We start from the raw sequence: 17,873 nt of genomic DNA, 5'->3' as shown, positions 1-17,873 counted from the left end.
TGCGAAAGTCAGTTGATGACTCATCGGTCACCTCATCCTTGCTGTTTTGATGGTTGCTATGATCTCATATCAGAGACTTAATCGCATCTTCCCTAGTTGTATTGGCTCCATCAACATATACACCAAATACAGGGACATTTTGATCTTTAGCCATTTTTATTTCTTTAACCACTCCAGTTGCACTCGCCATAGTTTTACCACTTAAGACGATAAGCATATTACATTTACCAATCTTGCTTTTTATCAGTGCTTCCCATTGTGATTGGGGCAGCGAAGATTTCGACGACCAATCTTCAATTGCGAACGGGGTTTTTGAGTTCTTAGATTGGCCTACAAATAGATTCTTTTGAGTGACATTGTGATCAAAGTCAAAACTAATAAATGCTCTTGGGTTTGCCATCTTTTTTCTTCCTTATCTGTTGGATTAGTTGATTACATATCGATTAACATGGACTCTCTTCCCGAGGACTAATCACACACTTTAGTGGTCAATGCTAAGGATCGAGTCACCGTGTCACACTTCATTGATTACAGCAGGATCGATATAGCCAAGAACCACTTCAATCATGATGTGACTCATGAACAAGGCAAAGTATTACACTTCACAAATCCGTTACCTGCACTAATTAACTGACCACATTAGCAAACCTTCATTCTACGTGCATATGACATAAGTCACATTGCATTTAGTTGATTTTGAAAGGTGATTTGAATAAGTCTTTCTAACTGATAGTAAAGCGATTTATAACAGAAATGGGACGTAAACGTGCCTGACGAAAAGGCTGGCACCAAGTTGGACAAAATTTTGCGTGCATGTTTGCTAATTAACTAAGGTATGGCAAAGTCGCTTAGTTAAATGTCCAGCCAGGCTGGAGCAGATCATCATGATTACAACGTACTTACTTCGAATAATTTTTCATAGGTCAAACTCGCATTAACAGAATGTGAATGAGCAAAACTACTAACGAGAAAAGGGGCACTTCTAAGCTAACCCCATCCACTAGCTAGCTCTTACTCAAGAATTCCCCCATCATCTCCCCCTCAACTCCTCCAACTGCTTTTTCAGCATGGCGGGCAGTGAATAGAGCAACAACAGGCGCAGAGCGTGGTTAATCATCACAAACGCCGGTTCCATGCCGAGTAACAAGGCGACAGCGGTCATGGCTTCTACACTACCGGGAACCCAAGAAAGCAGCAGCACGACCCATGATTTATCGATCAAAATAGAAAAGACACCGGAGACACCCACCGCGACCAAAAGGCCAATCATGGTGACCATTACCCCTGCGCGGGAATACGCCATGGCTTCGCGCAGTGTGGTATCGGCAATGCGTGAGCCGATCAAAATGCCGAGTAAAGCGGTGGCGAATATCACCATCCATTTCGGCACTTGCATATCAATGCCGGTGGCAAAGCCATTAAAGCTGGCGGTGATGAGTAACGCAGCCAACATATAAGGCGCAGGAATGCCGAGTAAGGTGGAAGCTTTACCCAGTAGCAAACTCATCAGCGCTAGAGCCAAGAAAATAAGCCAAGTGTAAACGGTCAGGCTGCCGCCTACGGATGCGCTATCTGGCGCGCTGTTGGAGATCAACAGTGCCAACAAAGTGAGGATCATCAGTCGCACAGAATGGGAATAGACCACTTTGGCGGAAGGCTTTTCGCTTGATTCGCTGATCACCAAAATCGCGGCCATTGCACCCGGTACGGCACCGAGTAGAGATTCAAACGGCGTCCAACCCTCTTTTTTGGTGAGCCACAAATAGCTACTGATGATTTGCAGCGTTAAACAGCACACCAAACCCACGATCACCGGCAAGGTTAAGGTGGTACCTAGCTCACTCAAACTGATGGTCGCACCGACACTGATCCCAAGCACGACTTGCACAAACAGCAGCAGCCACGGCGGCGTATGAATAGTTAGCCAACGCTTCTTGTGCAGCACAATAACCAAACCCGAGGCAATAAACATTTCAGAAAGTGGGATGGAGAGTAGCGTCCCTGCCCCCGCAGCCACGGTGGCGATAATCAAGATTTGAATAAAGAGTGTGAAAGAAGCTCTTTCGGACATGCTGTGTTTCCTTTAGGCCTTATCGCTCAATGACGCTTTCGCGGCCGAGTGAGCAAACTTGACCACATTCTCAAACGCGGCCTGAAAGTAGATCTCGTAGCTGTTTTTCTCCACATAACCGAGATGCGGCGCGCACAGCACATTGGGCAAACTCAGCAGCGGCTCATTGTTGGGTAACGCGGGCTCGTTTTCGTACACATCGACCGCGGCTTGGCGCATTGGGTTAGCCTGCATCACTGAGTAGAGTGCGCCCGATTCCACTAACTCCGCTCGGCTGGTATTCACAAACAGCGAATCGGGTTTCATGGCAAGCAGATCTTGTTTGGTGACGATGCCACGCGTGGCGTCATTCAAACGTAAATGGAGTGAAAGTACATCGGCTTTAGCAAAAAACTCGGCTTTATCGGCGGCGGCTTGATAACCCAACTCAAGCGCTTTTTGCCGCGAGGCTTCACTGCCCCACACCAAGATTGGCATACCAAATACGTGACCAAATTGAGCAATGCGCTGACCGATTTTGCCTAAACCCCAAATGCCCAAGGTGCGACCAGAGAGGGTTCGACCTAAGCCTAATCCGCCATTTTGTTGCCAATGACCTGCGTGTAACTGCTCGATATAACTTGGCAAATGGCGCGAAGCGGCAAGGATTAAACTCCAGCACAGCTCCGCTGGGGCAACGGGAGAGCCGATGCCTTCTAACACGGTCACGCCATAACGCTCACACAGAGGCACATCAATATGGTTGCTGACTTTTCCGGTCTGGCTGATGAGTTTCAAATTCGGCAGATGAGCCAAAAGATTTTCAGTGATTGGGGTGCGCTCGCGGATCAGCACCAAAGCCTCAAAAGGTTTCAGGCGCTCAATCAATACGGTTTCATCGCTCACACTATCATTGAATACGGTGACGTCATGCCCTTGTAAGCATTGAAAGGCGTTTAAGCCACGCACCACATTTTGGTAATCATCCAGAATCGCAATTTTCATCTCACGTCCTTGTGGTTAAAGATCAATCCAGTAGCGTGCCAGTAAAGAGGGGAAATACTCTCCGGTGATCGTACTTTCAAACACACCGCCGTTAACTTCAATCACGCGGCGTGATGCGTGATTATCGCTATCGGCAACCAGCAACACGCGTTTTAAGCCTAAGCATTTGGCTTCTATCAATCCAAGGCGCAGCATTTCGCGGCCAATGCCCTTGCGGCGCGCACTGGGTGCAACATCGTAACCAATATGCCCCGCTTCGTTAGTAAGAAATGGCGTATCAATGTGGTGGCGCAAACGCAGCGCACCCAGAATTTTGCCTTGTTGGTCCTGATACCAAAAATAGCTGCAAGGCACGTAGCCACAAGGCAGGTTTTGGCCGTGGGCGTGGTCATCCAACAGTTGCACATAGTCGGCAAAATTCTCATCGCCTTGGCGGTAAAAATCACAATTGATCGGGTCGTGGCGCTGAAAATCTTGGAAGAACTCGGCAAACGCCGCTTCATCCTGCAAAGTTAATCGAGTTAACGGCATAGTCTCTCCTTGACGAATGATTGAGCGCGAATTTACAGCGCCAGATAGCGTGGATACAGGCGTTGGAACTCTTGAATCGCGATTTTATCGGCAATGGTTTCCACCGCACTTGGCGCAATCGGCGTCCAAAAAACTTCATCCGCTTCGTGGCAGGCGATCTCACCTTGCCATTGATCCACCACGTAATAGTGCAGCAGTTGCAGCTCAAATTCTGTCGGATGATAAAGCGAGCAGAGATAAACGCTGCGCGTAGCGTCCACGCCTAACTCTTCTTGCACTTCACGCTGCAACGCTTGCGCTTGGTTTTCTCCCGCTTCGATATGCCCACCGGGGATCGCGATGATATTAGGATCGCTCGCTTTGGTTGCTGAGCGACGTTCGAGCAGACAACTGCCCTCTTTGACCAGCAAAAAAGAGACACATTCTGCCACGGGCAATCTTGTTGGCGTTTTCTCTACAGGCTCGGTTTTTTCTACAGACACAGCTTTCTCCTTAAATCCGTTTCATGATGGCGAGTGAGCTTAGGCCATGCTCGGGTGTAAACGAGTCCAACCCACCAGTAAAAGTGCAGCAAATACCAGCCAAACCAAGGTGGCACAGACCAGAGTGCCAGTAAGGCTCAAGCGGTAACTAAAGTAATACACCGCAAGAAGATACGCCGCATACGGGATAAGCGAATACAGCCCAAACAGCGCGGTAGTGCGCAGATCTTCCATAGTGCGTTCGGTGCCAACAATATAATGGGCGATTAAAGCAAAGGTGGGAAATAGCGGCACAAGGCCGGAGATAAAAAAGCTTTTGGTTTTCGATAACAGGGCAATGATCAACACCGCAAGCGCTCCAAGCAAGCACTTGAAAAACAAAGCCGCCATGACATTTCCTTTTGTCAGAACAGGTTACAGGCAACCACTATAAATCACTCTCCCGTTAAGAAGAACTGCTCATTAACCAGTTTGTTAATTTCTCTGCAACATTTTTCCGAACCTGAGTAAAATGGCCGCCACTGTTTTGATTCGGCAGCCGATAGCGGCGGCTTCTTTTAGTTACCGCATGTAGGTACAGCATGAAATTAGGAAAACGGCTGACTCAGTTAGTCCAACAGGTAAAGCGCGACTACGACCATATTTGGGATTGCTGCTGCGACCACGGCTTACTCGGCGCAGCGTTGCTCAAACAGCACCCAAGCAGCACAGTGCATTTTGTCGATATCGTTCCGTCTTTGATTGATAAGGTGACGCTCGATTTAATCCGCTATTTTCCTGCCACGACCGATTCACCACGCTGGCGCACTTACTGTCTTGATGTACGCGATTTGCCACTCGAAGCCAACGCCGGATCGCATCTCGTCATCATCGCCGGAGTAGGCGGAGATTTGATGACGGAATTTATTGCTGAGCTTGCCAAGCGTCACCCAAGCATGACGTTTGATCTGCTGCTGTGCCCTGTTCACCACACTTATACCTTGCGCGAGCAGTTAATCGCGCTGAATGCGGAGCTGAAAAGCGAGCGTTTAGTAGAAGAGAATCAGCGCATTTATGAGCTGCTGCATGTGCAAATCTCTCCCAGCTCGGGGGCTTGCTCTCACCCTCTCTCTTTGGTCGGTGAGTTGCTGTGGCAAGTCAGCGGCACAGATCAATCAAAGATCGCGCAGCGTTATTTACAGCAGTTGCAGCAGCACTATCAGCGCAAAGCACAAGGTGGTGATGCGGGCGCAGAGCAGCGTTGGCAAGCGTATCAGGCCGTGGAGATCCTTCACTCGATGGATGCCACTCTAGAACTCGTTCAATAGGCTAGAAAGATGAAAGCACTCAATGATTTGAATTTGTTTGTCGAAACGGCGCGCCAAGGCAGTTTTTCTAAAGCGGCCAACAGCCTATCACTCACGACCGCCGCCGTGAGCGCTGCGATCCGCCGCTTGGAAGAGCAAGTGCAATTTCCGCTGTTTGTGCGCTCAACGCGACATATTCGTTTAACTCATGAGGGCGAAATCTTTCTTGCCAAAACCCAAACCGCGCTGGCCACCTTGCAAGAGGGTTTGGATCAGATCGCTTGTGCGCGTGGCCAGTTGGCTGGCCAACTGCACATCAGCGCGCCTTCAGATTTGGGGCGTAATTTGCTGCTCGACTGGATTGATGAATTTATCGCGCTGCACCCGAATGTCACGGTGAAACTGGATCTCTCTGATCGTCTGACGGATATGTACGCCAATCCGGTCGATATCGCGATTCGTTATGGTCAGCCCGCCGATTCCAATTTAGTCGCCATGTTGCTGTGCGATTCTAACGAGCGCGTATTGTGTGCTTCGCCAGAGTATTTGGCCGCTCACCCGCCCATTCTGCATCCTGACGATTTACAGCATCACAACTGTCTGTGCTTTATGCTGGCCGATACGCTACACAACAAATGGATTTTGAGCCGCAATGGCGAAACGCACAGTGTGGTGGTGCAAGGCAACCCTGCCTGTAATGATGGCGAAGTAGTACACAGATTGGCGGTAAAAGGCAAAGGCATTGCCAATAAATCGCTGATGGACATCAGTCAGGACATTATTGATGGGCGTTTAGTGCGGATTTTGCCGGAATGGGAAAGCGGCCCTGTACCCATTTATATGGTGTGTGCCGATCGACGTTTGATCACTCCAACCATTCGCGCTTTTCAGGAATTCATTCGTGAAAAAGGCTGCCAACAACGACGTGCGGTGCTGACAGCCATTCAAGAGCGAGAGCAAAATCCTCGTTAGCCAACAAACGTCAGTGGGCGTAACTGCAGGTATTCCAACATCTCGCGCTCACCGATCTTTTGCTGAAAATGCTGGAAATGGTCGCTCTGTTGGTGCTTTTGCAAGCTCTCTTCCGAGCACCAGATTTCTTGCATTAAAAACAGCCCCTCAATCGAGTTGTCACGATACAGCTCATATTGGCAGCACCCCTCTTCATTGCGACTAGGCTCAAGGAGCGCTTCAAGCAGCGCTTGCACTTGCTGCGCTGAATCGGGGAAGGCTTTGATTTCTGCGAGTAAATGGATCATAACTTACAGCTCGGTAAAGACCGCTTCCGCCGGCCAACGTGATTTAGGCAGTTTGGCGTTGAAGTCGTCTTCACTGTGGAAACCTAGTGGCACAATCACCACACTGTTGAAGCCTTTTTCGGTTAAGCCAAACTCTTCGTTTAGCACTTGAGCATCAAAGCCTTCAATCGGCACCGCATCAATGCCCATGGCTGCAGCACCAAGCAGCAGTGTACCCACGTTGAGGTAAACTTGTTTTTGCATCCAGTGCTCAGCATCGTTCAGGTTTTCACGGTGCAAGTTTACAAAGTAGCTACGCGCGCCATGCATGCCGGTTTTGGCTTCTTCATTCGCAAAACGGCCATCTTTATCTTCGTTGTCCAGCAGAGAGAGCAGATACGCGTCATCAATGCTGGTTTTGGCGCAGAACACCATCACGTGCGAGGCATCTAAAATTTTGCGCTCATTAAACGAAAAACCGCCCTGCGTAGCTTTGGCAATGCGTGTTTTGCCTTCATCACTGCCGGCCAAAATAAAATGCCAAGGTTGTGAGTTCACGCTAGAGGCACTCATGCGTACCAACTCTTTGAGATCGGCGACTTGCTGTTCAGATAGCTTGCGGCTGGCGTCAAACGCTTTGGTGGAATAGCGAGACTGCGACGCTTGTACAATGTTCATGTTTCACTCCTAAGGATGATGTCTTTCGAGATGACGCTAAGATATCTGACTGACACACAACAAGAAACCACCTGCTGCTTGAATCATTTTCAAAAATTTTTTGATAATCCAACCTTGAATAGGCCAGCCACATGTTTGGGACAGCGAATAGCACCTAAAAAAGAGGCAGACCTGTGCGATCAGCCTCTATCCATAAATTGTCTCGTCACTTTGAGTTAATGTGCCGCGAAGCGTTTACGCATCACCACGTAATAGAGCACCGGAATCACCAACAAGGTCAGTACCGTGGAGACGAAAATCCCGAAGATCAAGCTGATCGCCAGACCATTGAAGATAGGATCATCGAGGATAAACACTGCGCCAATCATGGCCGCCAAGGCGGTCAGCATGATCGGTTTGGCTCGCACTGCCGCCGACTGAATCACGGCTTCTGAGAAGGCCATGCCCTGCTCGACCTGTTGGTTAATAAAGTCCACCAACAAGATGGAGTTACGCACAATGATCCCCGCCAGCGCAATCATCCCAATCATGGACGTGGCGGTAAATTGCGCGCCCAACAACGCATGGCCGGGCATCACGCCAATGATGGTCAGTGGGATTGGAGCCATGATAATCAGCGGCACCAGATAAGATTTAAACTGCGCAACCACCAACAGATAAATCAGCACCATACCTACTGCGTAGGCAATGCCCATATCGCGGAAGGTTTCGTAAGTCACCGTCCATTCACCATCCCACGCCACCGCAACACCGCTTAGGCCATCGGGTTGATGGATGTAGTACTGCGCCAATCCCATTTGCTCATCCAGCGCAAAACCAATCTCAAACATGCCGTACAGTGGGCTATCCAGCTCGCCTGACATATCGCCGACCACCATCACCATAGGCACCAAGTTTTTGTGGACGATGTAATCATCCATGCGGGTTTGGCGAACCTCAACCAGATCGGAAAGCGGATAAGCGTGACCGTTTGGGCTACCGACTTTCATATTCAGCACCTGCTCTAAACGCACCTTTGCGGTTTCGGTAGCTTGAATCTGGATCGGAATCGGGTACTTGCTGTGTTCACTGTGCAAGTAAGTGATGGGTTTGCCGCCCACCGCGGTCGCCAGAGCATCGACAATTGAGGCATAAGGCACTTGCAGATGCGCGGCCTTGCTGCGATCAATCACCACCTGCCATTTTTCATGCCTTTCCGGCAAGTACATGTCCACGTCAACAATATCTTTCGTTTCACGGAAAATTTCACGCACCTGACGTGCTGCTTCGTTACGAATTTCTTGAGTTGGACCATACACTTCCGCCAGAATCGGCGACCAAACCGGCGGCCCCGGCGGCACTTCCACCACTTTCACTTTGCCGCCAAAGCGCTGCGCTATTTCGTTCAGTTGTGGGCGGAGTTGGCTGGCGATGGTGTGGCTATCTCTGTCGCGCTCTTTACGCCCGAGTAAGTTGACTTGAATATCGCCTTGATGGGCTTGGTTACGCATAAAATAATGGCGTACTAAACCGTTGAAGTTAATCGGTGCGGCCGTTCCGGCATAGATTTGGTAATCCCGCACTTCAGGAACGTCATTCAGTGCCGCGCCCATCTCAAACAAGACCCGCTGCGTTTTTTCTAGCGAACTGCCTTCGGGCATATCCAGCACAATCTGAAATTCCGACTTGTTATCAAACGGCAGCATTTTCAACACCACGGCTTGGAACACAGGCAGCAGTACGGAACCAGCAATCAGCGCCAAAATGGTCAACAGCAAAAACAGCCGGTTACGCCCCTGCTTTGGCGCAGTGACAAACGGCGACATGATTTTGTGGAAGATGCCATTCGCCGCTTTGCCTTCTTCTTGATGATGCCCAGCCTTAAGGAATTTACCCGCCAGCCAAGGGGAAAGCACAAAAGCCACGGCCAGAGAAATCAGCATGCCCATTGACGCGTTGATTGGAATTGGGCTCATGTACGGCCCCATCAAACCCGACACAAACGCCATCGGCAACAAGGCAGCAATAACAGTTAGGGTAGCAAGAATGGTTGGCCCACCGACTTCATCTACCGCAGGGGGAATGAGTTCCGACAACTTGCGTTTGCCCATCGCCATATGCCGGTGAATGTTCTCGACCACCACAATCGCATCATCGACCAAGATACCGATGGAGAAAATCAACGCGAACAGCGACACACGATTGAGTGTAAAACCCCATGCCCAAGAGGCGAATAGGGTAATCATCAGGGTGACAATGATAGCCATACCGACCACCAGCGCTTCACGCCAGCCCATGGTCAGCAGCACCAAAATCACCACCGCGGTCGTCGCGAAAGCGAGTTTCCCCATCAAGGTATTGCTTTTATCGGCGGCAGTTTGCCCGTAATCGCGAGTAATATCGACATCAATTCCTTGTGGGATCAGCTGATTTTCAAGGCTGACTAAACGCGCTTCCACCGCTCTAGCGACATCGACCGCGTTTTCCCCGCCTTTTTTAGCAATCGCAATGGTGACCGCAGGATGAATACCGTCACGATCGCCTGTCCACACATTTTGAGTAGGCGTGTTAACCCCAAAGGATACGCTCGCAATATCTTCCAGATAAACAGGCTTACCGTTATGTAACCCAACCACCAGTTGCTTGACCTCTTCCACCCGAGTTAAAAACTGGCCAACTTGCACCGGGAACTCTTGGTTATCATGGGTTAAACGCAGCATCGGTGAGCTTTGATTCGCCGCCGGCAGACTTTGATTGAGTTGATCTAAGGTGATGCCAAAGCCGTTCATTTTGGCGGGATCCAGTCGAACATCGACAATGGTGTTCTGCCCACCGATGGTATAAATATCGCGTGTACCGGGAATGCGCTTGAGCTCGGTTTCTAAACCGTGCGCCACTTGCGTCAGTTGCTGCTGATCGAAGCGATCACTTTTATCCGCCAAGGTGATGGTGACAATCGGCACATCTTCAATTCCTTTCGGTTTGATAATGGGCTCACCCACGCCAACGCCTTGCGGCATCCAATCTTTATTGGAATAGAGTTTGTTGTAGATGCGCACCACCGCATCATTACGTGGCACACCCACTTTGAAAATGGCAACGATCATCGCGCCATCCGGTTGAGAGAATGAGTAGATTTTATCAATCCCTTCAATCTCAGAGATCACCTGCTCTGCTGGCGTTGTCACCAAACTTTCCACTTCACGAGGAGAAGCGCCGGGAAACGGAATATAGACATCCGCAAACGTCACATCAATCTGCGGCTCTTCTTCTTTCGGCGTCACCATGACCGCAAATAGCCCCATCAGCAAACCGACTAAGGCAAGCAGTGGTGTCATGGCTGAATTTTGAAAGGCCGCAGCGATGCGACCCGAAATACCGAGTCGACTTTCCATATCATTCACCTTTTGCTGTGACGGCCTGTGTAGCGACCACATCACCTAGTTCAAGTCCAGAAAGCACTTCAACGTAGTCACCATAGACTTGCCCCAAACGTACAGGATTCAGTGCACGTTGGCCGTTATTGACTCGGTACACCGCGCTCAATTCGGCACGACGTAACACAGCGCTGCTCGGCACCACTAAGACTTCACGCTGACCATAGTTAAATTCGGTTTTTACCCACATACCCGGCACCAGAGCAGCGCTGTTTTGCGGCAGCTCAAGGCGAGTTTTAAAGGTGTGCGATTGCGGATCGGCGTAGCTAAATAAGCTAAATTCGACGGGTTTCAGCTGCTCACCTTGCGCAGTGCGCACGGTAAATTGAGAGACATCTGCCACATAAGGCTGATAACGCTGCGGAATTTCTGTTTCAACCCGTAATTCATCGAGCGAAAAACCGCGGAGCAGGGGTGTGCCCGGTGCAACAGTTTCACCCAGTTCCACCATGCGCTGGGTAACAATGCCATCATAAGGTGCAGTGATGTTGGTGTAACCTAGCGATTCTTTGGCTTGTTCGACCGCCGCTTGTGCCGATTTCACTGCGGCATCGGTACTGCGTGCACGCGCTTCGGCGCTGTCCATTTGATCTTTGGAAATCGCGCCTTTGGGGAACAGTTGACGATAACGATTGAGCTGGGCTTGTGCTTCACGGTTTTGTGCCGTGGCACTCGCCAATTGAGCTTGCGCGGCATCCAATGCGGCCGATTGCTGAACCGCCGAGATCTCCAAAAGCACCTGATCTTTTTTTACGAAATCATTCACATCGACGTATAAGCCAACCACTCGCCCTGAGGTTTGCGCGGCTAACGAGCCTTGATTGACCGGCTGCACCACACCGTCCAATTCGACTATCTGCGAGATCGACTCTGTTTTCACGGTAAACCGTTCGTTACTGTCTTGATTTTGAGCATAGGCCGAACTGGCAAGCACCAGTGCGATACTCCAACTTAACGCTTTCATCCTCTTCCCTCGCAGATTCTACTTTCCCGCTTGTTGCCACACGGTATCGCGAACGCGTCAAGCGGGTCAGAGAGTGATTGCCTAGATACTGCCTAATAGCCTAGTTGCATTAGGCGGTTTGTGTTTGGCTTTCTTTACGATTTCTAATACAGATCAATAAATTAGTTGCACCTAAGCCAACCATCATAGCAGGGAAAAATACCCATGCACCGAGATTGCCTAAGGCAAGACTTGAGACAACGGGCCCCGGACAGATGCCGACCAACCCCCAACCTAAACCGAAGATCACTGAGCCTGAGATCAAGCGACGATCAATCTTGGTGTTGTTGGCCAAACAGAACACTTCTGCGTTAACAGGCTTGGCTTTGGGTTTGATGAGTAAGAAATAAGCAGGCATGAATACCGCTAACGCGCCGCCCATCACAAACATCAAACTGGGGTCCCAAGTACCTGCCACATCCAAAAAGCCGATCACTTTAGCGGGATCCGCCATACCAGATACCACCATTCCTAAGCCAAATAACAGGCCAGCGACGAGCGAAGTTGCTCGAAACAACAGCTTATTCATAACCACTCACTTACATCAGATGAAGACGAACGAAAACAGTGGCAGCCGCAACGGCCATAAAGACACAAGTCGCCACGATGGAGCGCTTAGAGAAGCGACCAATGCCGCAGATCCCGTGCCCACTGGTGCAGCCATTGGCCAGTCGTGTCCCCACGCCCACCAATAAACCTGCCGTCGCAAGCAAAATACCGCTCACACCAAAATCGGTCGGCACAGCATGGCCTAAGAGCTTTACGCCGATCACACCACCGGAAATCATGCCCACCACAAACAGCAGTCGCCATGCAAAATCCCGCGATTTAGGCATTAACAAGCCCGTCAAAATACCACTGATGCCGGCGATTTTTCCGTTCATAAGCAACATCAATGTCGCTGAAATCCCTAAAAGCATCCCTCCAATTAACGAGTCCCAAGGAATAGAAAACGTCATACTTTCCTCTACTTATTTATCGACAAAACACATTCTGTAAACTTTGAATCAACGCCGTGATCCGACTGTCCGCCAAGCGATAAAACACCTGTTGCGATTCTTTGCGCGCTTGGATAATGCCGTGCTTTCGCAGCACAGTAAGGTGTTGTGAAAAGGCCGATTGACTCAACGTCGAACCTTGTTGAAGCTGCCCGACGCCCATCTCACTCTGCGTCAATTGGCATAGAACCATTAATCGTTCTGGATGAGCCATCACACGCAGTAATTCAGCCACTTCTTCGGCATTCTTCTTCATTTCATCCATTTCAATCTTGATGGTGGTGGGTTCTGGCATGGCGAATCCTCTAACTAAAATTTAACGAGATAATACAAAAATAATTATATTAGTCAATTCTTATTTAGCCATTTTGAATTTAGTTAAATTTACATTAGACAAAGCTAATTCTCAGACGTATAGTTCTGAACAAACAACAACGGAGGTTAGCAACATGACGATTGAAAACGGTGTAAGAGTATTAGCTGGCAGCATGGTTCTGCTCTCAGTCATTCTCACTTGGTTTGTCCACCCCAACTTTCTGTGGTTAACAGTATTTGTGGGTGTAAACCTGATCCAAAGCGCATTCACAGGCTTTTGTCCTGCCGCATTCTTTCTCAAGAAACTAGGATTACGTTAATGACAGCCCTACCCCTTTCCATCCTGAAACGGTGTAGGGTTTTAGCAACTGACTTGGAGTAACTCATGACGAAAATAGTGATTATTGGTGGTGTTGCAGGTGGAGCCTCGGCGGCGGCTCGTGCGCGTCGACTCAGCGAAGACGCTGAAATCATCATGTTCGAGCGTGGCCCCTACGTTTCCTTTGCCAACTGCGGCTTGCCATATCACATCGGTGGTGACATCAAAGAGCGCAGCAATTTGCTGCTGCAAACACCGGAAAGCTTTTTAGCGCGTTTTAACGTGGATGTGCGCACCATGAATGAAGTGTTGCGCATTAATCGCGCCGCAAAGACCATTACTGTGCGTAATCTGCTCGATCAATCTGAGTATGATGAAAACTATGATTTTCTGCTGCTCTCTCCCGGTGCAGGTCCAGTCATCCCGCCGATTCCGGGGATTCAAAACCCACTGACGCATTCGCTGCGCAATATTCCAGACATGGATAAGATCATCCAGACGCTGCAAATGAATAAGCCTGAGCATGCTACCGTGGTTGGCGGGGGTTTTATCGGTTTGGAAATGATGGAAGCCTTCCATCACCTTGGGATAAAAACCACGCTGATTGAAATGGCCGATCAAGTGATGACACCGGTCGATCGCGAAATGGCGGGCTTTGCTCACGCTGAAATCCGCGCCAAAGGCATCGATTTACGATTAGGTGCGGCTTTGAAATCAGTCGAATACAGACCCGCCGCCACCTTACCTAGCACGGAATCGGGGGAATCCCTTGAGCATAAACACGTGGAAGGCGAATTGGATTTGGTGCTCAGCAATGGTGACACGCTAACTACCGACATTCTGATCATGGCGATTGGTGTACGCCCAGAAACCAAACTGGCTGCGGAAGCCGGTTTGCAGCTCGGAGAACTCGGTGGTATTTGGGTTAACGAGCAGATGCAAACCAGCGATCCGGCGATTTACGCGGTTGGTGATGCGGTTGAAGAGAAAGACTTTGTCACAGGCAAGCAAACGCTCGTGCCACTGGCAGGTCCTGCCAACCGCCAAGGTCGTATGGCCGCAGATAACATGCTTGGCCGCAACGAAAGCTACCAAGGCACACAAGGTACTGCGATTTGTAAGATTTTTGATTTAGCGGTCGCTTCGACCGGTAAAAATGAAAAGCAACTTAAGCGTGAAGGCATTGCTTACGAAAAAGTGTATGTGCACACCGCAAGCCATGCGAGCTACTACCCGGGTGCGGAAGTGGTGTCGTTCAAGATGTTGTTTGATCCCCAGACAGGCAAAATCTTCGGCGCACAAGCCGTAGGTAAAGATGGCATCGATAAACGCATCGACGTGATGGCGGTTGCGCAGCGTGCAGGCATGACGGTTGAGCAGTTACAGCACCTTGAACTGACCTACGCTCCACCGTTTGGTAGCGCGAAAGATGTGATTAACCAAGCCGCCTTTGTCGCCACCAACCTGATAAAAGGTGATGCGAAAGCGATCCATTTTGATGAGATTGATAATCTCACCGATGAGCAAGTGCTGCTCGATGTGCGTAACCCGATGGAGTTACAAAACATGGGTTATTTTCCCGGCGCAATCAATATTCCTGTTGACCAGTTGCGCCAGCGCATGAACGAGCTGCCAAAAGACAAAGAGATTGTGATTTATTGCCAAGTTGGGTTACGCGGTAACGTAGCGTACCGTCAACTGGTCAATAACGGCTTTAAAGCACGCAACCTGATTGGGGGTTACCGTACTTACAAGTTTGCTAAGGCTTAAAGTTAGGGTTCCCAGACAGAATCGGAACACAGAAAGTCAAAAGAGATGGCACATGCCATCTCTTTTCTATTTTGATGGTGCGGCTTGCTGCATTTACTGCATCGAATGCAAACCAAACAGATTACCTTCGGTATCGACCGCTAAAGTAATGAAGCCATACTCGCCGATCGACATTTTCGGCGTATGGATTTGACCACCTGCTGCAACAATTCGCTCTTGTTCCACGGCACAGTCGTCGCTCGAGAAATAAATCAGTGTACCGCCGCCACCAGCGCAAATGCCTTCCATTTTGACCAACGCGCCGGATGCCCCGTACTTTTCCATATTGGAAGGAAACGTGAGCATTTTAATCGGCATCGACGTTGGATTAGGCATTTCTTCCAAAGAAACCTTCAAAACCGTCTCATAAAACGTTTTTGCACGTTCCATATCATTCACATAAATTTCAAACCAACCTACGGGATTATTGAGCATGATGTCACCTTTATTTTGATTGTCCCTATCCCGCAGAAAAACAGAGAATCCACGAGACCGAATCTATTCTCAATCACCATAGTCAAACTCTGTGGATTTTGCTGTCTTATCTTTGCTACGTCACTGAGCAAAGGTAATGCTGCGCAGCCTCTTTACCCATGTATTTAGCCAACGTTTTCAGTGGTACTTGCTTCAAATTCACCACAATCAAGCCATCTAACGCATCGTTAAAAGCAGGATCAACGTTAAAACAGACCAACTTGCCATTCATACCGAGATACTGGCGCAGCAACACAGGCAGCCCGTTGCCCTGCTCCATCCGCGCAACTACTTTTGAGAGCAAAGAGACACTGGCGAGTGCCGATAGCAAGCTCTTTTGCCAAAACACTTCTGTTCCGGCACGCAAAGGGGTTGATGGACTGACCAAAGCCGCTTTATGTTGATCATAGTGATGGATGGATAAAGTCGCAGCCATCAGTTGTCGAGCCGCTGGGCTGTAATCATTGCTGATGCTGACCGGGCCAAACAAATGGGTGTAATGTGGGTTCAATTCTACGAAACGCGCAATGCCTTTCCAGAGTAAAAGCAATGAGTTGAGATTACGTTGATACTGTTCAGCCACCACTGAGCGACCAAGCTCAATCGCATTCTCTAAGGTCGCCAAGAAAGCGTGATCGTAATGAAACAAGCTACGGGAATAGAGGCCTTGCAGCCCTCTTTCTGCGACAATTTTATCGACCAAGCCCATGCGATACGCACCAACCAGCTCGCTCTGCTCTCGATTCCAAACGAACAGTTGCCAATAATAGTGATCATACGCATCCACATCGCAAGCCTGCCCGCTGCCTTCCCCCACCGCGCGGAAACTGATTTCACGCACACGACCAATTTCTTGCATCATGAGTGGAATGTGGGTTGAAGGTACGCAGTACACGGTGAATTCACCCTGCTCCAATAACTTGGCTTGCTTATCTAATTGAGCAAGCTCTGCGATGAGAGCTGCTTTAGGTACAGGATCAATTACCGGAATCGTAAAAGAGACTTTTGCCGATTCAGCTTGGCCATGCGGGCTCATCAAATAGGTATTGAGCCGCAAGTAATTGACCACATCTTCATCTTTGGTGAACTCTTTTAATTCCGCATAAGGAATCGGCTGACCAATGCATAGGGAAATGGTGCTCGCGCTTTTATTCAAAAGCTCTCGACCTAACATGGCGGTGCGCAAGAGCGGATGAATTTTTCCAGCGCGATAAAACCACGCGCTGTTACGACCATAAATATAAATCGGCACGCACGTCGCTTGGCTACGCTGAATGAATTTCGCAACGGATTGACTCCAGTCAATATCACTCAACTGTCCGGTTTCTTTTTGCGGTGTCGAAACTTCACCGGCGGGAAATACGATCAGTACGCCACCTTCCGCTAAATGTCGGTGTGCTTCTCGAATACCTCGTGCATTGGTTTTACTCGCCTGCGCGCCATTAAACACATCCACACCAATGAACAGAGGTTCAATTTCAGGTAAGCGTTTAAGCAGTTGATTAGCGAGCACTTTGACATCTTTGCGTACTTGCCCAACCAAATCGGCCAAAATCACCCCTTCAATGGCACCAAGCGGATGATTGGCCACAATCACCACAGGCCCTTGCGCGGGGATCTGTTCAACGCGGCCTCTATCCACTTGGTAATGCACATTGAGCGCTTCAAGGGTGTAACGCATAAACTCAAAACCATCACGCGTGGTTGGCCTTTGTTGGTAATAGCGCTCTAGCTGACTAAGCCCCGTCGCTAACTCTACCCCCTTTTCTATCACCCCAAATGGGGTGAAGCGCGGCAATCGAAATGGCTGGGTTTGCATCATTCGCTTGTCCCAATCAGCGCAGGCCAATTTTGGTCGCCCTGAGCGATATGATGCGCCCGATCTTTTTCCCACAATCCTTTAATCTTATTGTTGTAGTTCAGATAAAGCTTACCGTCTTCAATGGCCCAGTATTGCGGATCACCAGGCGCGAAATCCTTCTTCTCAGATACCGCCCATGCACAGTAGCCACCATATTGCGGCGCGTATTTTTCAGGGTCAGCTAAAAACGCGTCGAGGTTTTGTTGAGAGGCAAACAACCACTCGGCACCTTGGTACTCAGTTTTAAACTGCGCGGCCCCTTTAACGGGTTTGCCTTCGGTGAAATAAGCGACCGTGTCATACCCATCCAGCGCTTTATTGCTGAACGTGCCAGTGTAAATCGGATCTTGCGCCATGGTGAATGTGCTGAAAAAGAACAGGATTAAACCAAACCAATATTTCATTACG

At 49.4% G+C, this 17,873-nt stretch carries 20 protein-coding genes; 4 read left to right on the top strand and 16 right to left on the bottom strand.

Going from position 1 to position 17,873, the window contains the following annotated elements:
• Nucleotides 1-64: 64 nt before the first annotated feature.
• The 6 genes from T411_RS0109405 to T411_RS0109380 form a co-directional block, all read right to left on the bottom strand.
• Nucleotides 65-400, bottom strand: a complete 336-nt coding sequence (locus T411_RS0109405; protein WP_000013075.1) for a TIR domain-containing protein — start codon at nucleotides 398-400, stop codon at nucleotides 65-67.
• Between the two features lie 630 nt (nucleotides 401-1,030).
• A complete protein-coding gene (locus T411_RS0109400) occupies nucleotides 1,031-2,071 on the bottom strand; it encodes an AbrB family transcriptional regulator (protein WP_000003785.1) in 1,041 nt (346 codons plus the stop codon).
• A 12-nt stretch (nucleotides 2,072-2,083) separates the two neighbouring features.
• Nucleotides 2,084-3,055: a D-2-hydroxyacid dehydrogenase family protein gene (locus tag T411_RS0109395; RefSeq protein WP_000684297.1), complete on the bottom strand. Its 972-nt coding sequence runs from the start codon at nucleotides 3,053-3,055 to the stop codon at nucleotides 2,084-2,086.
• Between the two features lie 15 nt (nucleotides 3,056-3,070).
• Complete coding sequence (locus T411_RS0109390) at nucleotides 3,071-3,586, bottom strand: GNAT family N-acetyltransferase (protein WP_001131618.1); 516 nt, start codon at nucleotides 3,584-3,586, stop codon at nucleotides 3,071-3,073.
• Between the two features lie 32 nt (nucleotides 3,587-3,618).
• Nucleotides 3,619-4,068, bottom strand: coding sequence for an NUDIX hydrolase (locus tag T411_RS0109385; protein WP_000110101.1), 450 nt, complete (start codon nucleotides 4,066-4,068; stop codon nucleotides 3,619-3,621).
• Nucleotides 4,069-4,107: 39 nt separating this feature from the next.
• Nucleotides 4,108-4,458: a GlpM family protein gene (locus T411_RS0109380; protein ID WP_000729333.1), complete on the bottom strand. Its 351-nt coding sequence runs from the start codon at nucleotides 4,456-4,458 to the stop codon at nucleotides 4,108-4,110.
• A 191-nt stretch (nucleotides 4,459-4,649) separates the two neighbouring features.
• On the opposite strand from T411_RS0109380, the gene T411_RS0109375 reads away from it, so the two are divergent.
• Both T411_RS0109375 and T411_RS0109370 read left to right on the top strand, forming a co-directional pair.
• Nucleotides 4,650-5,375 carry a tRNA (adenine(22)-N(1))-methyltransferase gene (locus T411_RS0109375; RefSeq protein ID WP_000765958.1) on the top strand — a complete coding sequence of 242 codons (726 nt, stop codon included), beginning with the start codon at nucleotides 4,650-4,652 and terminating at the stop codon, nucleotides 5,373-5,375.
• Between the two features lie 9 nt (nucleotides 5,376-5,384).
• Complete coding sequence (locus T411_RS0109370) at nucleotides 5,385-6,326, top strand: LysR family transcriptional regulator (RefSeq protein WP_000645865.1); 942 nt, start codon at nucleotides 5,385-5,387, stop codon at nucleotides 6,324-6,326.
• Here T411_RS0109370 and T411_RS0109365 read toward each other — a convergent pair.
• The 7 genes from T411_RS0109365 to T411_RS0109335 all read right to left on the bottom strand — a co-directional run bounded on the left by T411_RS0109365 (nucleotide 6,323) and on the right by T411_RS0109335 (nucleotide 12,982).
• The gene (locus T411_RS0109365; RefSeq protein ID WP_000581563.1) at nucleotides 6,323-6,613 is read right to left on the bottom strand and encodes a putative quinol monooxygenase; all 291 of its coding nucleotides are present in this window, start codon (nucleotides 6,611-6,613) and stop codon (nucleotides 6,323-6,325) included. The two genes, T411_RS0109370 and T411_RS0109365, sit on opposite strands and share 4 nt — an antisense overlap.
• A gap of 3 nt (nucleotides 6,614-6,616) precedes the next feature.
• A complete protein-coding gene (gene nfsB / locus T411_RS0109360) occupies nucleotides 6,617-7,270 on the bottom strand; it encodes an oxygen-insensitive NAD(P)H nitroreductase (RefSeq protein ID WP_001028480.1) in 654 nt (217 codons plus the stop codon).
• A 215-nt stretch (nucleotides 7,271-7,485) separates the two neighbouring features.
• Nucleotides 7,486-10,644: an efflux RND transporter permease subunit gene (locus T411_RS0109355; RefSeq protein WP_000445866.1), complete on the bottom strand. Its 3,159-nt coding sequence runs from the start codon at nucleotides 10,642-10,644 to the stop codon at nucleotides 7,486-7,488.
• Nucleotide 10,645: 1 nt separating this feature from the next.
• The gene (locus T411_RS0109350; RefSeq protein WP_000646067.1) at nucleotides 10,646-11,650 is read right to left on the bottom strand and encodes an efflux RND transporter periplasmic adaptor subunit; all 1,005 of its coding nucleotides are present in this window, start codon (nucleotides 11,648-11,650) and stop codon (nucleotides 10,646-10,648) included.
• A gap of 109 nt (nucleotides 11,651-11,759) precedes the next feature.
• Nucleotides 11,760-12,218, bottom strand: a complete 459-nt coding sequence (locus T411_RS0109345; RefSeq protein ID WP_001037650.1) for a YeeE/YedE family protein — start codon at nucleotides 12,216-12,218, stop codon at nucleotides 11,760-11,762.
• Nucleotides 12,219-12,228: 10 nt separating this feature from the next.
• Nucleotides 12,229-12,648: a YeeE/YedE family protein gene (locus tag T411_RS0109340; RefSeq protein ID WP_001889079.1), complete on the bottom strand. Its 420-nt coding sequence runs from the start codon at nucleotides 12,646-12,648 to the stop codon at nucleotides 12,229-12,231.
• A 16-nt stretch (nucleotides 12,649-12,664) separates the two neighbouring features.
• A complete protein-coding gene (locus T411_RS0109335; protein WP_001114934.1) occupies nucleotides 12,665-12,982 on the bottom strand; it encodes an ArsR/SmtB family transcription factor in 318 nt (105 codons plus the stop codon).
• A gap of 154 nt (nucleotides 12,983-13,136) precedes the next feature.
• Here T411_RS0109335 and T411_RS0109330 point away from each other — a divergent pair, with 154 nt between their 5' ends.
• Both T411_RS0109330 and T411_RS0109325 read left to right on the top strand, forming a co-directional pair.
• Complete coding sequence (locus T411_RS0109330) at nucleotides 13,137-13,322, top strand: YgaP family membrane protein (RefSeq protein WP_000151363.1); 186 nt, start codon at nucleotides 13,137-13,139, stop codon at nucleotides 13,320-13,322.
• Between the two features lie 65 nt (nucleotides 13,323-13,387).
• Nucleotides 13,388-15,091 carry an FAD-dependent oxidoreductase gene (locus tag T411_RS0109325; RefSeq protein ID WP_000161805.1) on the top strand — a complete coding sequence of 568 codons (1,704 nt, stop codon included), beginning with the start codon at nucleotides 13,388-13,390 and terminating at the stop codon, nucleotides 15,089-15,091.
• A 93-nt stretch (nucleotides 15,092-15,184) separates the two neighbouring features.
• Here T411_RS0109325 and T411_RS0109320 read toward each other — a convergent pair whose 3' ends face one another.
• From T411_RS0109320 to T411_RS0109310, 3 genes are all read right to left on the bottom strand, one after another.
• Complete coding sequence (locus T411_RS0109320; RefSeq protein WP_000933880.1) at nucleotides 15,185-15,565, bottom strand: VOC family protein; 381 nt, start codon at nucleotides 15,563-15,565, stop codon at nucleotides 15,185-15,187.
• A gap of 115 nt (nucleotides 15,566-15,680) precedes the next feature.
• The gene (locus T411_RS0109315) at nucleotides 15,681-17,423 is read right to left on the bottom strand and encodes a bifunctional lysophospholipid acyltransferase family protein/GNAT family N-acetyltransferase (protein ID WP_002033513.1); all 1,743 of its coding nucleotides are present in this window, start codon (nucleotides 17,421-17,423) and stop codon (nucleotides 15,681-15,683) included.
• Nucleotides 17,423-17,869, bottom strand: coding sequence for a YHS domain-containing (seleno)protein (locus T411_RS0109310; RefSeq protein WP_000878533.1), 447 nt, complete (start codon nucleotides 17,867-17,869; stop codon nucleotides 17,423-17,425). The genes T411_RS0109315 and T411_RS0109310 overlap by 1 nt, the downstream gene beginning before the upstream one ends.
• Nucleotides 17,870-17,873: the final 4 nt, after the last annotated feature.

Origin of the sequence: Vibrio cholerae ATCC 14035 (assembly GCF_000621645.1) — a bacterium.
In the GTDB taxonomy this organism is placed as follows: domain Bacteria; phylum Pseudomonadota; class Gammaproteobacteria; order Enterobacterales; family Vibrionaceae; genus Vibrio; species Vibrio cholerae.
This window is presented reverse-complemented; position numbering and strand designations above follow the sequence as displayed.

Bases quoted from the DNA above. Each gene is read 5' to 3' on its own strand.
- T411_RS0109405 (WP_000013075.1), bottom strand. From the start codon at position 400: ATGGCAAACCCAAGAGCATTTATTAGTTTTGACTTTGATCACAATGTC.
- T411_RS0109400 (WP_000003785.1), bottom strand. From the start codon at position 2,071: ATGTCCGAAAGAGCTTCTTTCACACTCTTTATTCAAATCTTGATTATC.
- T411_RS0109395 (WP_000684297.1), bottom strand. From the start codon at position 3,055: ATGAAAATTGCGATTCTGGATGATTACCAAAATGTGGTGCGTGGCTTA.
- T411_RS0109390 (WP_001131618.1), bottom strand. From the start codon at position 3,586: ATGCCGTTAACTCGATTAACTTTGCAGGATGAAGCGGCGTTTGCCGAG.
- T411_RS0109380 (WP_000729333.1), bottom strand. From the start codon at position 4,458: ATGGCGGCTTTGTTTTTCAAGTGCTTGCTTGGAGCGCTTGCGGTGTTG.
- T411_RS0109375 (WP_000765958.1), top strand. From the start codon at position 4,650: ATGAAATTAGGAAAACGGCTGACTCAGTTAGTCCAACAGGTAAAGCGC.
- T411_RS0109370 (WP_000645865.1), top strand. From the start codon at position 5,385: ATGAAAGCACTCAATGATTTGAATTTGTTTGTCGAAACGGCGCGCCAA.
- T411_RS0109365 (WP_000581563.1), bottom strand. From the start codon at position 6,613: ATGATCCATTTACTCGCAGAAATCAAAGCCTTCCCCGATTCAGCGCAG.
- nfsB (WP_001028480.1), bottom strand. From the start codon at position 7,270: ATGAACATTGTACAAGCGTCGCAGTCTCGCTATTCCACCAAAGCGTTT.
- T411_RS0109355 (WP_000445866.1), bottom strand. From the start codon at position 10,644: ATGGAAAGTCGACTCGGTATTTCGGGTCGCATCGCTGCGGCCTTTCAA.
- T411_RS0109350 (WP_000646067.1), bottom strand. From the start codon at position 11,650: ATGAAAGCGTTAAGTTGGAGTATCGCACTGGTGCTTGCCAGTTCGGCC.
- T411_RS0109345 (WP_001037650.1), bottom strand. From the start codon at position 12,218: ATGAATAAGCTGTTGTTTCGAGCAACTTCGCTCGTCGCTGGCCTGTTA.
- T411_RS0109340 (WP_001889079.1), bottom strand. From the start codon at position 12,648: ATGACGTTTTCTATTCCTTGGGACTCGTTAATTGGAGGGATGCTTTTA.
- T411_RS0109335 (WP_001114934.1), bottom strand. From the start codon at position 12,982: ATGCCAGAACCCACCACCATCAAGATTGAAATGGATGAAATGAAGAAG.
- T411_RS0109330 (WP_000151363.1), top strand. From the start codon at position 13,137: ATGACGATTGAAAACGGTGTAAGAGTATTAGCTGGCAGCATGGTTCTG.
- T411_RS0109325 (WP_000161805.1), top strand. From the start codon at position 13,388: ATGACGAAAATAGTGATTATTGGTGGTGTTGCAGGTGGAGCCTCGGCG.
- T411_RS0109320 (WP_000933880.1), bottom strand. From the start codon at position 15,565: ATGCTCAATAATCCCGTAGGTTGGTTTGAAATTTATGTGAATGATATG.
- T411_RS0109315 (WP_002033513.1), bottom strand. From the start codon at position 17,423: ATGCAAACCCAGCCATTTCGATTGCCGCGCTTCACCCCATTTGGGGTG.
- T411_RS0109310 (WP_000878533.1), bottom strand. From the start codon at position 17,869: ATGAAATATTGGTTTGGTTTAATCCTGTTCTTTTTCAGCACATTCACC.